We start from the raw sequence: 17350 nt of genomic DNA on the forward strand, positions 1-17350 counted from the left end.
GGTGAATAACATTTTGCTAGTTATCTCTTTTTTGAGCTAAGCCGCTACTATGCTCAAGCTGTTTGCATTTCTTTGCTGTACAAATTATGCTCAGGGGAAATGGATGACAGAGATAGGGATATGAAAATGAAAAAGTTTGCCGCAAAAACGCACGCTAAAACTTCTTTAGCAATGCCTGTGAAAGCTGCACTTATGGCGCTAGCCATTGGCGCTTCTTATTCTGCGAGTGCTGCTTATACCTCTTTTGCCGACGCTTATTCTGCCTATCAGCAATCACTTGCGGGTATCGATAAAGTGGATATCGCAGTAAAAGCGCGCCAAGCGTTTGAACTCGGTAAGCAAGAATATGCTGCAGATAGCGCGAATTATGCAGCGTTGATGATGAACTACGCTAATGCCATCGCGGCGACCACAATGTCGGGTGGGCAATCGGGTAAGTTATGCATTGAGTCAAGCCAGCGCGTCGCTGAAGGGGCTCAGCCATCCGAAAAACTGTCAACCTTTGATGCTTGTTCAAGCGAGCACCTTCGTCAGCAAGCATTTGAGCTCTATCATCAGGCGCTACAAATTTATCAGCAGCAGTATGGTGATAAAGCACTAGAAACCATTGATCCTTTGCTAGGCATGGCACAAACCACTGAACTTGAGCAGGAAAAGAAATATTTCAGTTTCGATGCGATTAATGTGGCTGAAAAGCATGGCGATGCGCTGACGTTGGCAGCCACCCAGTTAGCGGCATATAAGTTACTTCACAGAGCTAAATACTATCTGCATAACACCAACAAGGTTGATAATTTAGCGCTAGATGCGTTGAAAACCTATCGCAATAATGCGCCAGCAAATAGTTTTGAAGTTGTTGATGCCGAACTGACAGTGGCCAAATTGCACCTAGAGAAAAAGCAGTACGATGACGCCGAGCCACTGTTTCAGGATGTCATTAAGCAACTCGATGTGCTGCCATATTCTCATCCTTATGCCTTAACCGCACATGCCTTGTTAGTGAAGTTATACCAAGAGGCTGATGCGTCAGAAAAGGCAACCTTACACTGTAAGGCAATTGGACAGGCAACGCCTTGGGATGATAATCAACAGCCTGCACCACTCTATAGTCAGGCACCTCTTTATCCTATTTTGTATGCGCGACAACACAAAGCCGGTAGTGTTGAACTGGCATTTACCATTGATGAAAATGGCACAGTGCAAAATCCACAGGTAGTTAATGTCACCGGTGGCGAGCGCTTTGCCGATGAGGCGATCACCGCGTTGAAACAATGGCGTTACGCACCTAAGTTTGAAAATGGCAAAGCCGTGGCGGCGCAATCTAGCTTAAAGTTAGATTTCAAACTTGATGGCCGCTAACGGATTTTGACGTTGATGATTACTGCCGTGGTTGGAACTGACTAAAGTCCGGCCGCGGCAGTTTATCTAATAGCTGATAGATTGCGGCAACCACTATCGTCAGCAGCGCCGCGATAATAAACAGCGTACTCCCACCAAAATGATCCAGCACCACACCGCCACCGAGCGGTGCAATGGCAAAACCAAATTCATAAAATGACGCCGCACCGAAGTAAGCACCACGTAGTCGCTCTGGCGCCAGTCTGTCTATTTGCACATTCATCGTCGGGAACAGAATAGTTTCCGCCAGACTCATGACCACAACCGCACCAATCCAGCCCCAGAACAGATCGATGGGATTTTGTGACAGCCAAATTTGCGACAGGCACAACAACATCAATCCTAACTGAATGCGGTGCACTAAGGTCAGCTTTGCCAGAATTTTCAGCAACAGAAACTGCGAGGAAATAATCACTAGCGCGTTAGTGAAAATCATACTCGAAATCAAGGTTACCAGTTGCGGCGCATTCGCGCGGGTCAGGTACTGAATGAGCGAGCTATCTATTTGACCATAGATAAACATGCACAGCATATTGGCGATAATTAGGCATTGCAGCATGCGGTCGGCCAATAACACCCGTAGCGTGACGCCGAAACCGACCGGATTTAGCTTAACCGTGGCGGTATCTGGTGTAGCTCTTTGCTTGATATCGCTATGGCTGAAGCCCCAATACAGCAGCGCTAGTAGCAGGGCAAAGGCGCCAGCAGTGATGTAGAAACTGGATTGCTGTCCGGTAAGTCCGAACCAAACGCCTGCCATCGGTCCCACTGCGCAGCCTGCATTAACCGTGAAATAGAGGGACTGCATGGCTAATTCGCGTGTCTGCGGCTCTCTAATCAAGTCGCCGATGGTCGCCGAACTCAGTGGCCGCCAAAGCGATGTCGCAATGGAACACATGGTAATCACGGCAATATAACCGTTGACGCTATCGACATTGGCGAGCAGCGAAAAAGACACGATATACAGGCCACCGGTCAGATACATCAGAGTGCGGCGGCCAATTTTGTCTGACAGCGAGCTGCCGATAAAACTGGTAAATACGGCAACGATGGCAGCATTGGAGAGAATCAACCCCACTTGGGTGGCTGACATGGCGAACTTGTCATAGAGGATCACTGCCAGAAACGGCCACACCATGTAATAACTACCACGCGTGATAAAGCCGCCAAACAGCAAAATCCACATCAAAGGAGGAAACTGTTGAAAGCGTTTGAGTGATACATCCGATTGCATCGCCAATCCCTGTAAGCGACAAGTGGACGATCGATTCTAGCGACTGTTTAGCAAGATAGATAGCGCTAAATATCCTTGGAATCAACATGTTAAAAATTGCTGATAATTAGCCGGCTATTAAGCCGAGGTTCATGCAGCAAAGGCGGGATCATTGATAGTCTAGAGCGAGTTTCTGGTGAGAGATTCATTGATAGCAATTTGTTGCCCGAATCTCTGTTTGTTTGGATGTGTTCAACGACGAGGAGGCAATATGATTTTCCGAGCAATATTAGCGGTCATCTGCAGTTCATTAAGCATAACGACCTTGGCGGAACCAAGAATGGTCAATGCGGAGCAGTTTGATATTTCGGGAGTTAAGCTCGGCATGACACAGGCACAAGCGATAGCGGCGGTGACCGATAATATGCATGTCGATAGTTCTGCAATTAGCTTTGATCCGTTTCCGCAACCTAGTGTTGTCACCAAGCAAAAAGAGCCAACCTATTTTGAAGTGCGGCACGGCGCTACCGCGTTGCGCGTCCATCTCAAACCACAAGTACCGTTCAATCCAGAACAAACATTGGTGGTCAGTCGTATTAGCTATCAGCAACCTTGGGCACAGCAAACCGCAGTGCAGATGAAGCAGCAAGCATTGCAGAAATATGGTGAGCCTTCGAATGGGCGAGATAGCGGCTTTTTGCAATGGTGTCGTCAACCGCTCGACAAAAATGTTGGTTGTCATGATTTCTTTGGACCAAAGCTGGAGCTTACGGGAACGGAGTTGACCTTGTCGGATCCACAATATCGAGAAGCGATTAATCGCTATCGTCGCCAACGTACCGCTAGCTAAGCGCAGCGTGACCCGTTATGGCTTCCTTCCGCACCAAGCTTAGGCTAATGTTGATATTCAATACGTTAGAGTGAACAGCTATGGCGGACAGCTTTTTTCGGGTAAACAAGGGTGATATTTTGTCGCCACTAAAACTGATATCAGTCGCATTCGTTGCGTTGTGGCTGCCATTTGCGGCGGCGCAATCACAGACCTTGGCGCAACAACTCACGCCAGTCATTAATGCCACCGTGCCAGCTGTCATGACTGAGCAGCAGATTCCGGGAATGGCGATTGCGGTTTTACATCAAGGTCAGCAGGCGTTTTTTACTTTTGGCGTGGCATCAATTGAGAGCCAGACGCCCGTTACTGCCGCCACCTTATTTGAACTTGGCTCCGTTAGTAAAACCTTTAATGCATTACTGGCTGGCTATGCCATCGATCAAGGTAAGTTTGATCTGGCAGCGCATCCCAGTGAGTATTGGTCAGCGCTAACAGCGAGCAGTCTGGATAACGCGACCTTGTTGCAGCTCGGTACTTACACTGCTGGTGGATTGCCATTGCAGTTCCCTATGAGCGTCACGGATGACGAGACGATGCGGCAGTATTTCCAGCAATGGCAAGCAAATGCCGCCCCCGGTATTGTTCGACAGTATTCTAATCCCAGTATCGCGTTGTTTGGCTATTTAGTGAGTCGCGCGCTGGGTGCAGACTATAAGCACCTTATTCAACAGCAAGTGCTACCAGCATTAGGGCTTACGCACACCTATATTGATGTGCCTGCCACTGAGACTGAACATTATGCTTGGGGCTATAACGCCAATATGCAGCCTGTTCATGTGCAGCCAGATGTATTGGACGCAGAAGCTTATGGCGTCAAATCTAGCGCGGCGGATATGCTGAAATATGTGGCGTTGCAACTCGATAGCAGTGGCTTGCCCAATGCTTATCAGCGTGCGATTGCGCTGACTCATGTAGGGCATTACCAATTAGGCGATATGCGCCAAGGATTAGGCTGGGAGCAATATCCTTATCCGTTATTGGAATCGACACTGTTGGCCGGGAATTCGAAAGACGTGATTGTAAAACCTCAGGCCGTGACACCAGTGACTGAGCAACTTCAGGGGGCCGTATTGTTTAATAAAACCGGTTCTACAGCAGGTTTTGGTGCCTATCTAGTGTTTGTGTCAGCGCGTCAACTAGGGGTGGTAATACTTGCAAATCGTTACTATCCCAACAGCGCTAGAGTGAAAATTGCAACGGCAATTATCAAAGCGTTAGATAGCGACGGGATCCGTTAATCACGGCTCGTTGAGAGATTATAAAAAGGCCTACCGCACGAGCAAAATGCAGTAGGCCTTTTCAACGCATCATGTTGAGTCGTCCGAGGGGACGCAAGGCGACTCAACTGCGTACTTACTCGTTACTTATTCATCTCAGCGATTTTCAGTTTCCAGATTTCTGGACCTGTTTTGTGCAGGTTATTACCTTCTGAGTCAACCGCTACGGTCACTGGCATATCGACGACGTCAAACTCGTAGATTGCTTCCATGCCGAGGTCAGCAAAGGCAACCGTGCGAGCGGCTTTGATTGCTTTGGCCACTAAGTAGGCCGCGCCACCTACCGCCATCAAGTAAACCGCTTTGTTTTTCTTGATTGATTCTACGGTTGCTTCACCGCGATCCGCTTTACCAATCATGCCCATTAGGCCAGCTTGCTCCAACATCATGTCAGAGAACTTGTCCATACGGGTTGAGGTAGTCGGACCCGCTGGGCCAACCACTTCGTCGCCAACTGCGTCAACTGGGCCAACGTAGTAGATAAAGCGATCTTTAAAGTCGACGGGGAAGTCTTCACCGTTTGCCAGCATGTCTTGAATGCGTTTATGTGCCGCATCACGACCGGTCAAGATTTTGCCTGACAGCAATACAGTTTCGCCCGCTTTCCAGTCAGAAACGTCAGCTTTTTTCAGCTCGTCAACGTTAACGCGACGCACGTTTTCGCCCACTTCCCAAGTCACTTCTGGCCAGTCTTCCAGTTTTGGAGGGGTCAGATCCGCAGGACCGGTGCCATCCAAGTGGAAGTGTACGTGGCGAGTGGCCGCGCAGTTAGGAATGATGCACACAGGTTTAGAGGCAGCGTGAGTCGGTGCAGTTTTGATTTTGACGTCCAAAATGGTGGTCAAACCGCCCAGACCTTGAGCGCCGATACCGAGTTTGTTCACGCGATCGAAGATGTCTAAACGCAGTTTTTCTTCAGTGGTTTCTGCGCCTTTCTCCATCAATTCATGGATATCGACGGGGTCCATCAAGGCTTCTTTCGCCATCACGGCTGCTTTTTCAGCAGTGCCGCCGATACCGATACCCAGCATGCCTGGCGGGCACCAGCCAGCGCCCATCACAGGTACCATTTTTTCTACCCAAGCGGCTACGTCGTCAGATGGGTTCAACATTACCATTTTGGTTTTGTTTTCAGAGCCACCGCCCTTGGCCGCAATCATCACTTCAACTTTGTCGCCAGGGACCATGTCGATGTGCACTACAGCAGGAGCGTTGGTTTTAGTGTTCTTACGTGCGCCAGCAGGATCAGCCACTACTGACAAACGCAGTGGGTTAGTGGTGCTGCTGTAAGCACGACGAGTGCCTTCGTCAACCATCTCTTGTACAGTCATATCGCTATCCCACTGTACATTCATACCGATTTTAACGAAGCAGGTAACGATACCAGTATCTTGGCAGATTGGGCGTTTGCCTTCGGCAGACATGCGTGAGTTGATCAGGATCTGCGCGATAGCGTCTTTTGCTGCTTGGCTCTGCTCTGCGTTATAGGCTTTTTCCAGCGCTTTAACGAAGTCGAGTGGGTGATAGTAAGAGATATATTGCAGTGCTTCTTCGATACTGTCGATGAAGTCAGCCTTTTTAATAATTGTCATGACGTTCCCTTTGCTCATTGGAAGAACAGAGCACCGAAGCGCTGGGCTTCGGTGCTGGATTTATTGATTAGTACAGACCAATCACTTTCCACCAGATACCACCGACAACGCCCCAAATCAGCAGTTGTGAGATACCCATTACTAAGCCCATGCCCCACCATTTTGGCAGTGAGATGTGGCCAGCGCCGAACAGGATTGGAGCAGGACCAGTACCATAGTGAGTACCACAGCCCATCAGGTTCGATACGAAACCGAAGACCAGTGCTGCCAACAGACCAGGTGCACCCAGCTGTACCGCTACCGCAAGGAATACTGCATACAGTGCTGCTACGTGAGCAGTTGATGATGCAAAGGCGTAGTGGATGAAGAAGTAGATAACCACCAGTGACGCCAGTGCGGTTGGCCAATCAAGGCCGGTCAGCGATGCTGCAATTGAACCACCGAACCACTTGATCAGACCCAGTTTATTGAGGAAGGTTGCCATCATCACCAGTGCCGAGAACCAAGTCAGGGTATTCCATGCACCTTTTTCTTTCAGCACATCATCCCAGCTCAGTACGTTAGCGTTCACCAGAATAATCAGGCCAACCATCGCAGCGGTCGTGCCGTTGATCCCCAGTGCTTTACCGCCAATCCATAGGATGATCAAAGCAACGAAAGTGAACAGGGTGATCCACTCAGACGCTTTCATTTTGCCCATGTCTGCCAGTGCTTTAGCGGCGATTTGTGGCGCTTGTGGCGTGGCAGTGATTTCAGGCTTGTTGATCATGTAAGCGATCAATGGCATTGCCAGCAGAGCAACAATCCCCGGTACGATGGCGGCTAATGCCCAACCGCCCCAAGTGATTTCTATGCCCATATCGCCAGCCAGTTTTGCTGCCAATGGATTGGCCGCCATACCGGTGAGGAACATCGCGCCAGTGATGGTAGTACCGTGGAACACGGTGCTCATCAGGAAGCTACCCAGCTTTTTAGAAGTACCATCTTCTGCGCGAGAGCCGTAAGCGTCAGCCACCGAGTTTGCCAGTGGGAATACGATGCCGCCAGTACGTGCAGTGTTTGATGGAATTGCGGGTGCCAACAGGGTGTCGGTGATCAGCAGACCATAAGACAAGGTCAGCGTACGTTTGCCCATCAGCTTCATAAAAATGTAGCCGATACGTGCTCCCAAGCCACTCTTAATGAAGGCGCGAGAGATGAAGAATGCCATCACGATCAACCAGATGACGTGGTTTGAGAAACCGGTTAATGACTCTTTAATGGTCAGTGTGCCTGTTACCGCGGTGGCTGCAATACCACAAATCGCAACTGCACCCATTGGGATTGGTTCAAGAATCAAGCCCAATACAGTGGCTACAAACACTGCTAACAAATGCCAAGCGTTAGGATCTACCCCAGTTGGAACTGGAGTGAACCAGATCCCACACCCAACTGCCAAAATAACCAGCCATGAGATGAGTTTTTTATTCATGGTAAGCACCAATTACTGTAGTTAAAATAATTTAATAATTCGTTTGTTTTTACTTTCATCAGGTCGTTAAACCCGAGCCGCGTAATAACAGTAACTGAATCTTTGGATTAAATTGGCGAGCCTAATTCATTCGTAAATTTGTTTGCTTTTTATGATTTATTAAGAGTTATGAAACTTAAATAAGCTTAAGAAAGAAATGTTTATTGGTGGCGGTTGGCTTGCTGATTTTTTTATTAATATATTGAAATATAATGGTTATCTGTAATGGTGTGTGAGGTGATTATGGCGCGAATTTATCTTGTTACGGCTTTTGGATAAAAATTTATGTGATCTGTATAGATAAAACCTGATTAGAATACTCGGTCTTTTGCGAAATATATGTGTGGAAATGTGAGTACGATCGCTTAACTGATTAATTTGAGATGAATAAACACTTTATTGTAATAATGAATTATTTGCCGATGAGTTTTCATAACTGATAAAAATATATACAGGTCTACGTGAACGGCAAGGGCGGCGTTAACTCAATCTCTGTTGCCGGTGCTGCTGCCGTTATTTGGCAACACCCGCCCTTCTGAAGCTCTGTCTGTCACAGCTAATTTGTCGCGTCGATGCGGAATAGAATAGGGCGCCATTGGTCGGCTTGTTAACTTGGTTAAATAATCGTCTTGGGTAGTTATCGCCGTTATTGCTGGCTAGTTGCTTGAATCTGCTTGCTATTTGTTATTAAACATCGCTGTAAGCCGCATGGCATAGGGATTTTGCCAAGGTGAATGCTGTTGCACCTTCGATAAAACAATGTGATAAATTGACGTTATACCCGCATAGCATTTTACGAATATTCAAGATTAATAGGGAAATTATGATGAAGTTCAGTAGGATACTTATCTTTGTGTCGCTGCCTCTGAGTTATATGGTTCAGGCCGAGGATTACTACCAAGTCGCGACCCTTATTTACCAGCAAGATGAAATCGTCGCATCCCCCACTATGGTGGTGACCGCTAATCAACCCAGTAGCGTGTTGATTGGTGATGATGTGCGCCTAGCGGTGACATTAACGCCTAAGGCTGATGACGAAATTGCACTTGTTGCCGCATTAGCAGTTGGCAGTGAGCAATTAACCCCAAGGTTAGTGGTCAAGTTGGATCAGCCAGCCATGATTAACGTGGATGGACATCGACTGGCATTCACAGTGACTAAGCAACCATAGTTGTGCGGATTCTTCCCATTTTCTAATTTTCAGGCAAAGGTCTTTCATGAACATTATTAAAGCAAAGCCCATTCATCTCACCCGTATCATGGAAATTTATGAGCATGCGCGCAGCTTTATGGCGGCCAATGGTAACCGAGAACAATGGGGCAACGGCTATCCAGAACCAAGCCAGATCGAACAGGATATTGCCCAAGGACATAGCTATATCTGTTTAGATGGCGAACAAATCATCGCCACCTTTTACTTTGCGATCGAAGAGGAACCGACTTATCACCGTATCGACGACGGTGCTTGGTTTAATGATCGTCCGTATGGCGTACTGCATCGCATCGCGGTACAAAGCGATAAAAAAGGCGTCGCCACCTTCTGTCTCAACTGGTGTTTCGAACTTGTGGGTAATATGCGCATCGACACCCATGAAAATAATCTGCCGATGCGCCGCGTGCTGGAAAAACTGGGTTTTCAGTATTGTGGCGTGATTTATGTGCGCGATGGTTCACCACGTTTGGCGTATCAAAAAGGCTAGACAAGCGCGCCTTACTTTATACCTCAAACTTAGCGGCAATCTGCGATACGATTTGCCGCTGCTGCACGATGAAGTTCTCAAAGGCCTGCGCCGCCGGTGACAGATGGCGGTTGCGCGGGTGTACCAGACACCAACTGCGGACAATCGGTAACTCCTTAATCGGCAACTCCACCAGCGAGCCATCGCGCAACTCGCGATAGACACAATAACGTGGCAAAAAGGCGATCCCCAGACCAGCACTCACACCTTCGCGTTGCGCTTCATAGGAGTTGAACTCCACTACATTTTCAAAATGAATATGCTTTTGATGGAAAAACGCTTCGCAGGCTTTACGCGTTCCAGAGCCGTTTTCCCGCCGCAACAGGGTAAATTGTTGCAGTGCCTTCAACGGTACTTCGCCGGTATGCTGCGTTAGTAAGTGCCCCGCTTGGACGACGGCCACGATAGGATTACTGAGAAACGGCATAAAATCCAAATCCAGATCGCTGGGAACATCGGTCATGATCACTAAGTCGTCGCGGTTTTCATTCAAGCGACGAATCGTTTGAGTGCGATTAAACACATTCAAAATCGGATAGATATTGGCGTGCTGCCGCTGAAAGGCGGCCAACAGGTGCGGCAGCAAGTATTTTGCGCTCGATTCGGCGGCGATACGGATCTCGCCCTGCAGTGTGCCGCGTAATTCCGACAATTGCATATCGAGCACATCAAAGCGTTGAAACACATCGGCGGTAGATGCCAGCAGGTAATCCGCCGCATCGGTGCGATATAGCTTCTTGCCCACATATTCAAACAAGCGATGGTCGAGCACATCCTCGAGCTGACGGATCTGCTGGCTGACGGCGGGTTGGGTCAAGGCCAACAACTCGGCCGCGCGACTATAGGAACGCTGCTCACACACGGTCTGAAATACCTGTAATTGCCGCAAGGTGATGCGCATGTAGCTTTTTTGCACGATTTATCTCCAGCTATAACCTTTTTCTTATGCTGGATAAAATTATTATTAATTTTAATTATTTTTGAAATAGCAGTAGCTTAAAACTACATCATCGATCTTAAAAATTTTGTAACAGTGGAGTTACGTTTTGTGATCAAGAAAATCCTAATCGCCAATCGTGGCGAAATTGCAGTACGAATTATCCGCGCCTGTGCCGAGATGGGGATTCGCTCAGTGGCGGTTTATTCAGATGCGGATCGACATGCGCTGCACGTTAAACGTGCGGACGAAGCTTATAGCTTGGGGGACGATCCATTAGCGGGTTATCTGAGTCCACAACGTTTAGTCAGCCTCGCCGTAGAAGTGGGGTGCGATGCATTGCATCCCGGCTACGGTTTTCTGTCTGAAAATCCAGAGTTAGCTGAGCTGTGTGCCGAACGCGGGGTGAAATTTATCGGTCCGAGCGCCGATATTATTCGCCGTATGGGGGATAAAACCGAAGCGCGTCGCACCATGATCGCGGCGGGTGTTCCTGTCACGCCAGGTACTGAAGGCAATCTGCGCGACCTTGAGCAGGCGCTAGAAGAAGCCGAGCGCATTGGTTATCCCGTGATGTTGAAAGCGACCTCTGGGGGCGGTGGTCGTGGTATTCGTCGCTGTGATAATCCGAAAGAGCTGCAACAGTCTTATCCGCGGGTGATCTCTGAAGCCACCAAAGCCTTTGGCTCGGCAGAAGTGTTTCTCGAAAAGTGCATTGTGAATCCAAAGCATATTGAAGCGCAGATTCTGGCGGATAGTCATGGCAATACCGTGCACCTGTTTGAGCGTGACTGCTCAATTCAACGCCGTAATCAGAAACTGATTGAGATTGCGCCGAGTCCGCAAATTACTCCGGAGCAACGGGCGTATATCGGCAAAATGGCAGTACGCGCGGCGCAAGCAGTGAACTATGAAAACGCCGGTACGGTGGAGTTCCTGCTGTCGGGTGATGAAATCTACTTTATGGAGATGAACACGCGGGTGCAGGTGGAGCACACCATTACCGAGCAGATCACCGGTATTGATATCGTGCGCGAGCAGATCCGTATCGCCTCAGGCATGTCATTGTCGGTTAAGCAGGAAGATATCCACTATCAGGGCTTTGCGCTGCAGTTTCGAATCAATGCGGAAGATCCAAAGAATAACTTCTTCCCTTCATTCGGTCGTATTACGCGTTACTACGCACCAGGTGGCCCTGGCGTACGTACCGATACGGCAATTTACACCGGTTATGTTATCCCGCCTTACTACGACTCCATGTGCTTAAAGTTGGTGGTGTGGTCACTCAACTGGGAAGACGCCTTGGATAGAAGTTTGCGGGCGCTCGACGATATGCGTTTGCAAGGGGTGAAAACTACCGCGACTTACTATCAGCAGATCCTGCGTAACGAAGAATTCCGTACCGGAGAATTCAACACCAGCTTTGTGGAATCACATCCAGAGTTGTTGGATTACTCAGAAAAACGGGCGCCGGAGCAATTGGCTATCGCCATTGCCACTGCTATTGCCGCATATGCGGGTATGTAAAGGATGAAGGCTGGTGGCGCAAGCGACCAGTGGAGAGATAAGAAAAATGAGCAAAAAAATCACTGTAACCGAAACCGTTTTGCGTGATGCACATCAGTCATTGTTAGCAACTCGCATGCGTACTGAAGATATGCTGCCAATCTGTCCTAAGCTGGACAAGGTTGGTTTCTGGTCGCTCGAAGTGTGGGGCGGTGCGACCTTTGATGCCTGTTTGCGTTTTCTGAAAGAAGATCCTTGGGAACGTCTGCGTAAACTGCGCGCGGCCTTGCCTAATACCCGTTTGCAAATGTTGCTGCGTGGACAAAACCTGCTGGGATATCGTCACTACAGCGATGACGTGGTACGCGCTTTTGTTGAGCGTTCGGCGGCTAACGGTATGGACGTGTTCCGTGTGTTTGACGCGATGAACGACGTACGTAACCTCAAAACGGCGGTCGAAGCGGTGAAAGAATCGGGCAAGCATGCCCAAGGTACAATCTGCTACACCACCAGCCCAGTGCATACGGTCGATAAATTTGTCACCCAAGCCAAAGAGATGGTGGCGATGGGTGTTGATTCTATCGCGGTGAAAGATATGGCGGGCTTGCTGACGCCATTTGCTACGGGTGAATTGGTTAAGGCCTTAAAAGACAGTGTCGATTTGCCAGTGTTCCTGCACTCACACGATACTGCTGGTGTGGCGGCGATGTGTCAGCTTAAAGCGATAGAAAATGGTGCTGATAACATCGATACCGCAATCGGCACTATGGCATGGGGCACCAGCCATCCGGGCACAGAATCTATGGTGGCAGCATTGCGTGGCACCGAATACGATACCGGTTTAGATCTGGTCGCGCTGCAAGAGATCAGCACCTACTTTGCCGAAGTACGTAAGAAGTATCATCAGTTTGAAAGCGCTTACACTGGCGTTGATACTCGCGTGCAAGTGAACCAAGTACCGGGCGGTATGATGTCCAACTTGGCCAACCAGCTAAAAGAGCAGGGTGCGCTCAACCGTATCGATGAAGTGTTTGCCGAAATTCCGCGGGTACGTAAAGACTTAGGTTATCCACCATTGGTGACGCCAACCTCGCAAATTGTGGGTACTCAAGCGGTGTTTAACGTACTTGCTGGCGAGCGTTATAAAACGATCACCAACGAAGTGAAGTTGTACCTGCAAGGTCGCTACGGTAAAGCGCCAAGTCAGATCAATGTTGAGTTGCAGCAACGTGCCATTGGTAAAGAAGAGATTATCGATGTTCGCCCAGCGGATTTGATTGCGCCAGAGTTGGATGCATTGCGCGCCCAAGTGAGCGATTTGGCCACTTGTGAAGAGGACGTACTCAGCTTTGCGATGTTCCCAGAAGTGGGCCGTCAGTTCCTTAGTGATCGCGCGAATGGCACCTTGGCACCAGAACCGCTGCTGCCGATCGCCCAAGCTGGCGCGGGTGCATCTGTCGATAAGAAAGAAGGCGTCCCTACTGAGTTTGTTATCGACGTACATGGTGAAAGTTATCATGTGGATATTACCGGCATCGGTATCAAAGGCACTGGCAAACGTCATTTCTACATGTCGATTGATGGTCTGCCGGAAGAAGTGGTATTTGAGCCGCTGGGTGAATATGTCACTGACGGTGCATCAGAAAAGCGCCGTCAAGCCAGTCTGCCGGGCGACGTGACCACCTCAATGCCGGGTAACGTGGTTGATGTGTTAGTGAATATTGGTGATAGCGTTACCGCGGGACAGCCATTGTTAGTCACTGAAGCGATGAAGATGGAATCTGAAGTGACCGCGCCATTGGCTGGGAAAGTTGCGGCGATCAACGTTAAGAAAGGCGATCGTATCACGCCAGGAGATGTACTGGTCGAGATTGAATAAGCCATCGTGCTATTGATAAAAAAGCCCACAATCGTGGGCTTTTTTCATGGGCTTAACTTGCGGGTCTAACCTGGCAGGTTATTGGCAGATATCGCCGCTCACTGCTGAAGCTTGACCTGCGCCATTGCCGATAAAGCCAAACTCAACGGTTTGTCCTGGCGCAATGGTTTTATTCCACTCAAGGTTGGTTGAGCTGTAAGGATTGTCGCCACTCAGCAGACTGTTCCAGTTGCTGCTAATGGTGCTGTTGTCGGTAAATGACCAGTCCACTTGCCAGCCGCGAATTGCGACCTTGCCGGTGTTGGTAATTTTTACTGCACCTTGGAAGCCGCCCGGCCAGCTATTGGTCAGTTGGTAGACACATTGCGCGCTTGGCTCGTCAACTTGGCCATTACTGTTACCATTGTGTGGTGGTGTGGTTGGCACTTGGCACAGTTCACCAGTGACTTCGGTATCTTCACCATCACCGCTACCAATGAAGCCGACTTCAACACTTTGGCCCGGCGCGATATCTTTATTCCAACTGAGGTTTTTCACTGTGTAAGGACCTTGGCCTTTCAGCTTGCCGTTCCACAGATTATTGACCTTGTCACCATTGTCGTAATTCCAGTTCACCTGCCAGCCTTTGATGGTAGCTTCTGATTGGTTGGTGATGCGAATAACGCCTTGGAATCCACCTTGCCAGCGATTCGTTATTTCATGCTCACACAATGCTGGTGCGTTGTTGGCAATCAGCTTCAGTGAGGCAATCACAGGATCATGGTCTGACATGCGATATGGATCGGCAGCATAGTAATCTACCTGTTGCTGCTCCGACTTAGACTCTGTGTTGTAGTCTAAAATCGTTGGCTCATCGGCATTGATATGCCAATCAGTCGCATCCAGCGCCGCGTCAGCTAAGCTGGCAGATACCAGCATATGGTCCATGTAGCCTACTAGGCCATCGTACTGATATGAGTAACCTTCAGTACCGTGGAACTTGTTGATCAGATCAACAAAGCCCGCATCGGTCAGCGTGGTTACAGGATCTTCTTTCGCATAAGAGTTCAGATCGCCGATGATCACTTTGTTAGGCTGTTGGCTCAGAATGTCATTGGACGCGAACCATGCCAGCAGCGATTTGGCTTGCTGTACGCGCGTGGCGTTAAAGCAGCTTTGTCCATCCGCTTGATCGGCATCTGCACCATTGGCATTGCTACAACGTTTTGATTTGAAGTGGTTTACGATAACAGTGAACAGTTCGTTACTGTTGGCCAGTTTGAAACGTTGGGCCATTGGCGGACGGTTAAATACACTGTCATTGTTCAGCAGAACTTCACCTACCGCTGTCACTGCTGCTGGACGATACAGCATGCCTACGGTAATGGCATCAGTGCCTACTTGCGCATTGGCATTCGCGAAGGCGTAGACATTGCTACCCAACTGGATGTTGACGCGCTTCACCAAGTCGGCAATGGCACTATCGCTAGCAAAACCATCATTTTCAATCTCCATTAAGCCGATAATATCTGCATTGCTGGCGACGATTGCGGCGACGGTTTTAGCCACTTGGCGCTCATACTCTTCCGCCGTGTCTGCGCCGCGAGAGGTCGGGAAGCCCGCACCATTGCCGTCACCGTTGAAGAGGTTGAGTACGTTCATGCTGGCAATCGCAACGTCACCCATGGCCAAAGGCGGATGTTCTGGGCGAGTGTTGTTGGCGATGAACTGTGGTTCTTGTGTCGGAATTACGCGGTAAACATCAAAGCTGAAGTCGATAACGCCCTGAATATTCGATACTAAGTCACCGGTACGCAGGGTGTTGCTCGCGCTCAGTCCACCATTAGGATAACGCTGGCTATCAGGGTATGACTTGCTGTTACCGTCATCCAATACCAATTGATCCAGTGCATTAGCTTGCGCCAGCGCGATGGCGTCGGCGGAACCCGGCTTATACAGATTGGTTGGGGTAAATAGACGTTTGCTGGATAGCGTGACTTCACCATATTGGCCTAGCGAGTTGTTATTGGTGACCACTAAGTCGCCATCAATGCTCACTAGCATACCTTCTAAACGTTCCATGTCAGCATGAGACGCAAATGGTAGTTTGACGCTAATTGGCGCGATACTGCCGTTGCCACAACTGGCCATCTCGCTCAGCGTGATTTCGGTTTTTTCGTGGTATTCAGATACGGCACCCAACACCCGCACGACGCTGCCAACGGTCGGCATTGGCTGGTTACGGTTGTAGATGTAGATCGCTTCTGAGGTATTGGCGTCGCCATCTTCATCGCCCGCTTCTTCTTGTACAAAGAACGCCTTGGCGCCAGCGTTAACGGCAGTCACCACACCTTCAATCACCACGGTTTCCCCGGCCAATGGTGAAACATCACCACTACCTTGTACCGCACTAATTAAGGTCGCGTCATCGGCACATTGACCCAATACCAGAGGTTGTTCGACTGGCGGAGTTTCTGGGTCAGTGTTGTCGCCATTATCGCCACCGTTGCCAACGTCACCGCTATCATCACATTGGGCATCGCCATAGACTTGGCTAATCCACTCTGGATGGTCGATGTAAGGGTTACGGTTGCCTTGATACTGGTAAATGGCGTTGTTGCGTTTACGTTCAAAGTTATCAACTGGGTCTTGTTTTGCCCATTCAAGCAGACGACACAAACGCCCAATCTCGGGCTCGCTACCGCTGGTAAGATGGTCAACTAACACCAAATCTGGTGTAACGTCGCCGTTACCTTCATAACGGGTGTCCATGTACATCAGCATCCGCGCCACATCACCTTTCACCGCATCACGAGGCTCAAAGGAATCGCCGTCAATACGGTTTTGCGGATCTTCGGCTAACGGTGAGTCACTGTCATCAAAGTCTAGATTGCCGCGTGATGAGTTGATCGAGATATCGGCTGGACGCAGATGGTTGATATCGGTATAGGCTTCATTGGCTTGGGAGCTAAAGCCATGACTCTTAGCCCACACGTGTTCACGGTTCCAGTTATCAGGATTACTGCTTTGAGTTCCTGAGCCGTTACTGTGTTTGGAAATCGAGCGACCACTGTAGAGCAGAATAACGTTAGCTGCATTTTCAGGATCTTCATCGGTATGCGTGAGAGCCGTCCAGACTTCGCCGTAGCTCAGTTTCTTCTGACCTTGACTAATCGCGCTGTTGATTGCCGCTTTTAACGTTGCAGCATCAGCACCGCTGTTTTCCGCATTGATGGCAGCAGCATAGTAATTGGCATCGCTAAAGCTCGCCGGATCAGCTACCGGTGTTAACTCGCTACAGTTAAAGCATGGCGTGGTATCGCCGCCAGTACCAGTGTCACCACCTGCGCCAGTATCGCCACCAGTGTCTGTGTCACCACCAGTGCCAGTATCGCCACCAGTACCAGTATCGCCGCCAGTACCAGTAT

12 protein-coding genes are annotated in these 17350 nt (G+C 49.3%); 7 read left to right on the plus strand and 5 right to left on the minus strand.

All coding sequences use genetic code 11. The features are described from left to right. The first annotated feature begins 126 nt into the window (after nucleotides 1–126). Entirely contained in the window at nucleotides 127–1359 is a 1233-nt protein-coding gene (locus HR45_RS08595; protein ID WP_052074620.1) for an energy transducer TonB, read from the plus strand. Nucleotides 1360–1378: 19 nt separating this feature from the next. Here the strand turns inward: HR45_RS08595 and HR45_RS08600 are convergent, their stop codons facing one another. Continuing rightward, entirely contained in the window at nucleotides 1379–2632 is a 1254-nt protein-coding gene (locus tag HR45_RS08600; protein ID WP_037441914.1) for an MFS transporter, read from the minus strand. A gap of 250 nt (nucleotides 2633–2882) precedes the next feature. Between HR45_RS08600 and HR45_RS08605 the strand changes: the two genes are divergently transcribed. Together HR45_RS08605 and ampC are read left to right on the plus strand one after the other, a co-directional pair. Next, nucleotides 2883–3461 carry a hypothetical protein gene (locus tag HR45_RS08605; RefSeq protein WP_156104040.1) on the plus strand — a complete coding sequence of 193 codons (579 nt, stop codon included), beginning with the start codon at nucleotides 2883–2885 and terminating at the stop codon, nucleotides 3459–3461. Between the two features lie 80 nt (nucleotides 3462–3541). Continuing rightward, a complete protein-coding gene (gene ampC, locus HR45_RS08610; RefSeq protein ID WP_063355098.1) occupies nucleotides 3542–4741 on the plus strand; it encodes a class C beta-lactamase in 1200 nt (399 codons plus the stop codon). A 122-nt stretch (nucleotides 4742–4863) separates the two neighbouring features. On the opposite strand, the gene HR45_RS08615 is transcribed toward ampC, so the two are convergent. Both HR45_RS08615 and HR45_RS08620 read right to left on the minus strand, forming a co-directional pair. Next, the gene (locus tag HR45_RS08615) at nucleotides 4864–6372 is read right to left on the minus strand and encodes a fumarate hydratase (RefSeq protein ID WP_037441918.1); all 1509 of its coding nucleotides are present in this window, start codon (nucleotides 6370–6372) and stop codon (nucleotides 4864–4866) included. 67 nt (nucleotides 6373–6439) lie between these two features. Further along, entirely contained in the window at nucleotides 6440–7843 is a 1404-nt protein-coding gene (locus HR45_RS08620; RefSeq protein WP_037441920.1) for an anion permease, read from the minus strand. 862 nt (nucleotides 7844–8705) lie between these two features. On the opposite strand from HR45_RS08620, the gene HR45_RS08625 reads away from it, so the two are divergent. After that, entirely contained in the window at nucleotides 8706–9053 is a 348-nt protein-coding gene (locus HR45_RS08625) for a hypothetical protein (RefSeq protein ID WP_162180648.1), read from the plus strand. 46 nt (nucleotides 9054–9099) lie between these two features. Further along, nucleotides 9100–9582 (plus strand): GNAT family N-acetyltransferase, encoded by a 483-nt coding sequence (locus HR45_RS08630; RefSeq protein ID WP_037441924.1) that lies wholly within the window; start codon nucleotides 9100–9102, stop codon nucleotides 9580–9582. A gap of 16 nt (nucleotides 9583–9598) precedes the next feature. On the opposite strand, the gene HR45_RS08635 is transcribed toward HR45_RS08630, so the two are convergent. After that, nucleotides 9599–10537, minus strand: a complete 939-nt coding sequence (locus HR45_RS08635; RefSeq protein WP_037441926.1) for a LysR family transcriptional regulator — start codon at nucleotides 10535–10537, stop codon at nucleotides 9599–9601. A gap of 132 nt (nucleotides 10538–10669) precedes the next feature. Between HR45_RS08635 and HR45_RS08640 the strand changes: the two genes are divergently transcribed. Continuing rightward, on the plus strand, nucleotides 10670–12085 hold the full coding sequence (locus tag HR45_RS08640; RefSeq protein ID WP_037441928.1) for an acetyl-CoA carboxylase biotin carboxylase subunit: 1416 nt from the start codon (nucleotides 10670–10672) through the stop codon (nucleotides 12083–12085). 46 nt (nucleotides 12086–12131) lie between these two features. After that, nucleotides 12132–13943 carry a sodium-extruding oxaloacetate decarboxylase subunit alpha gene (gene oadA, locus HR45_RS08645; RefSeq protein ID WP_037441930.1) on the plus strand — a complete coding sequence of 604 codons (1812 nt, stop codon included), beginning with the start codon at nucleotides 12132–12134 and terminating at the stop codon, nucleotides 13941–13943. Nucleotides 13944–14021: 78 nt separating this feature from the next. Here oadA and HR45_RS19040 read toward each other — a convergent pair. Further along, a partial coding sequence (locus HR45_RS19040) for an ExeM/NucH family extracellular endonuclease (protein WP_156104042.1) occupies nucleotides 14022–17350 on the minus strand: 3329 nt, incomplete at its 5' end.

Source organism: Shewanella mangrovi, from assembly GCF_000753795.1.
GTDB lineage: Bacteria > Pseudomonadota > Gammaproteobacteria > Enterobacterales > Shewanellaceae > Shewanella > Shewanella mangrovi.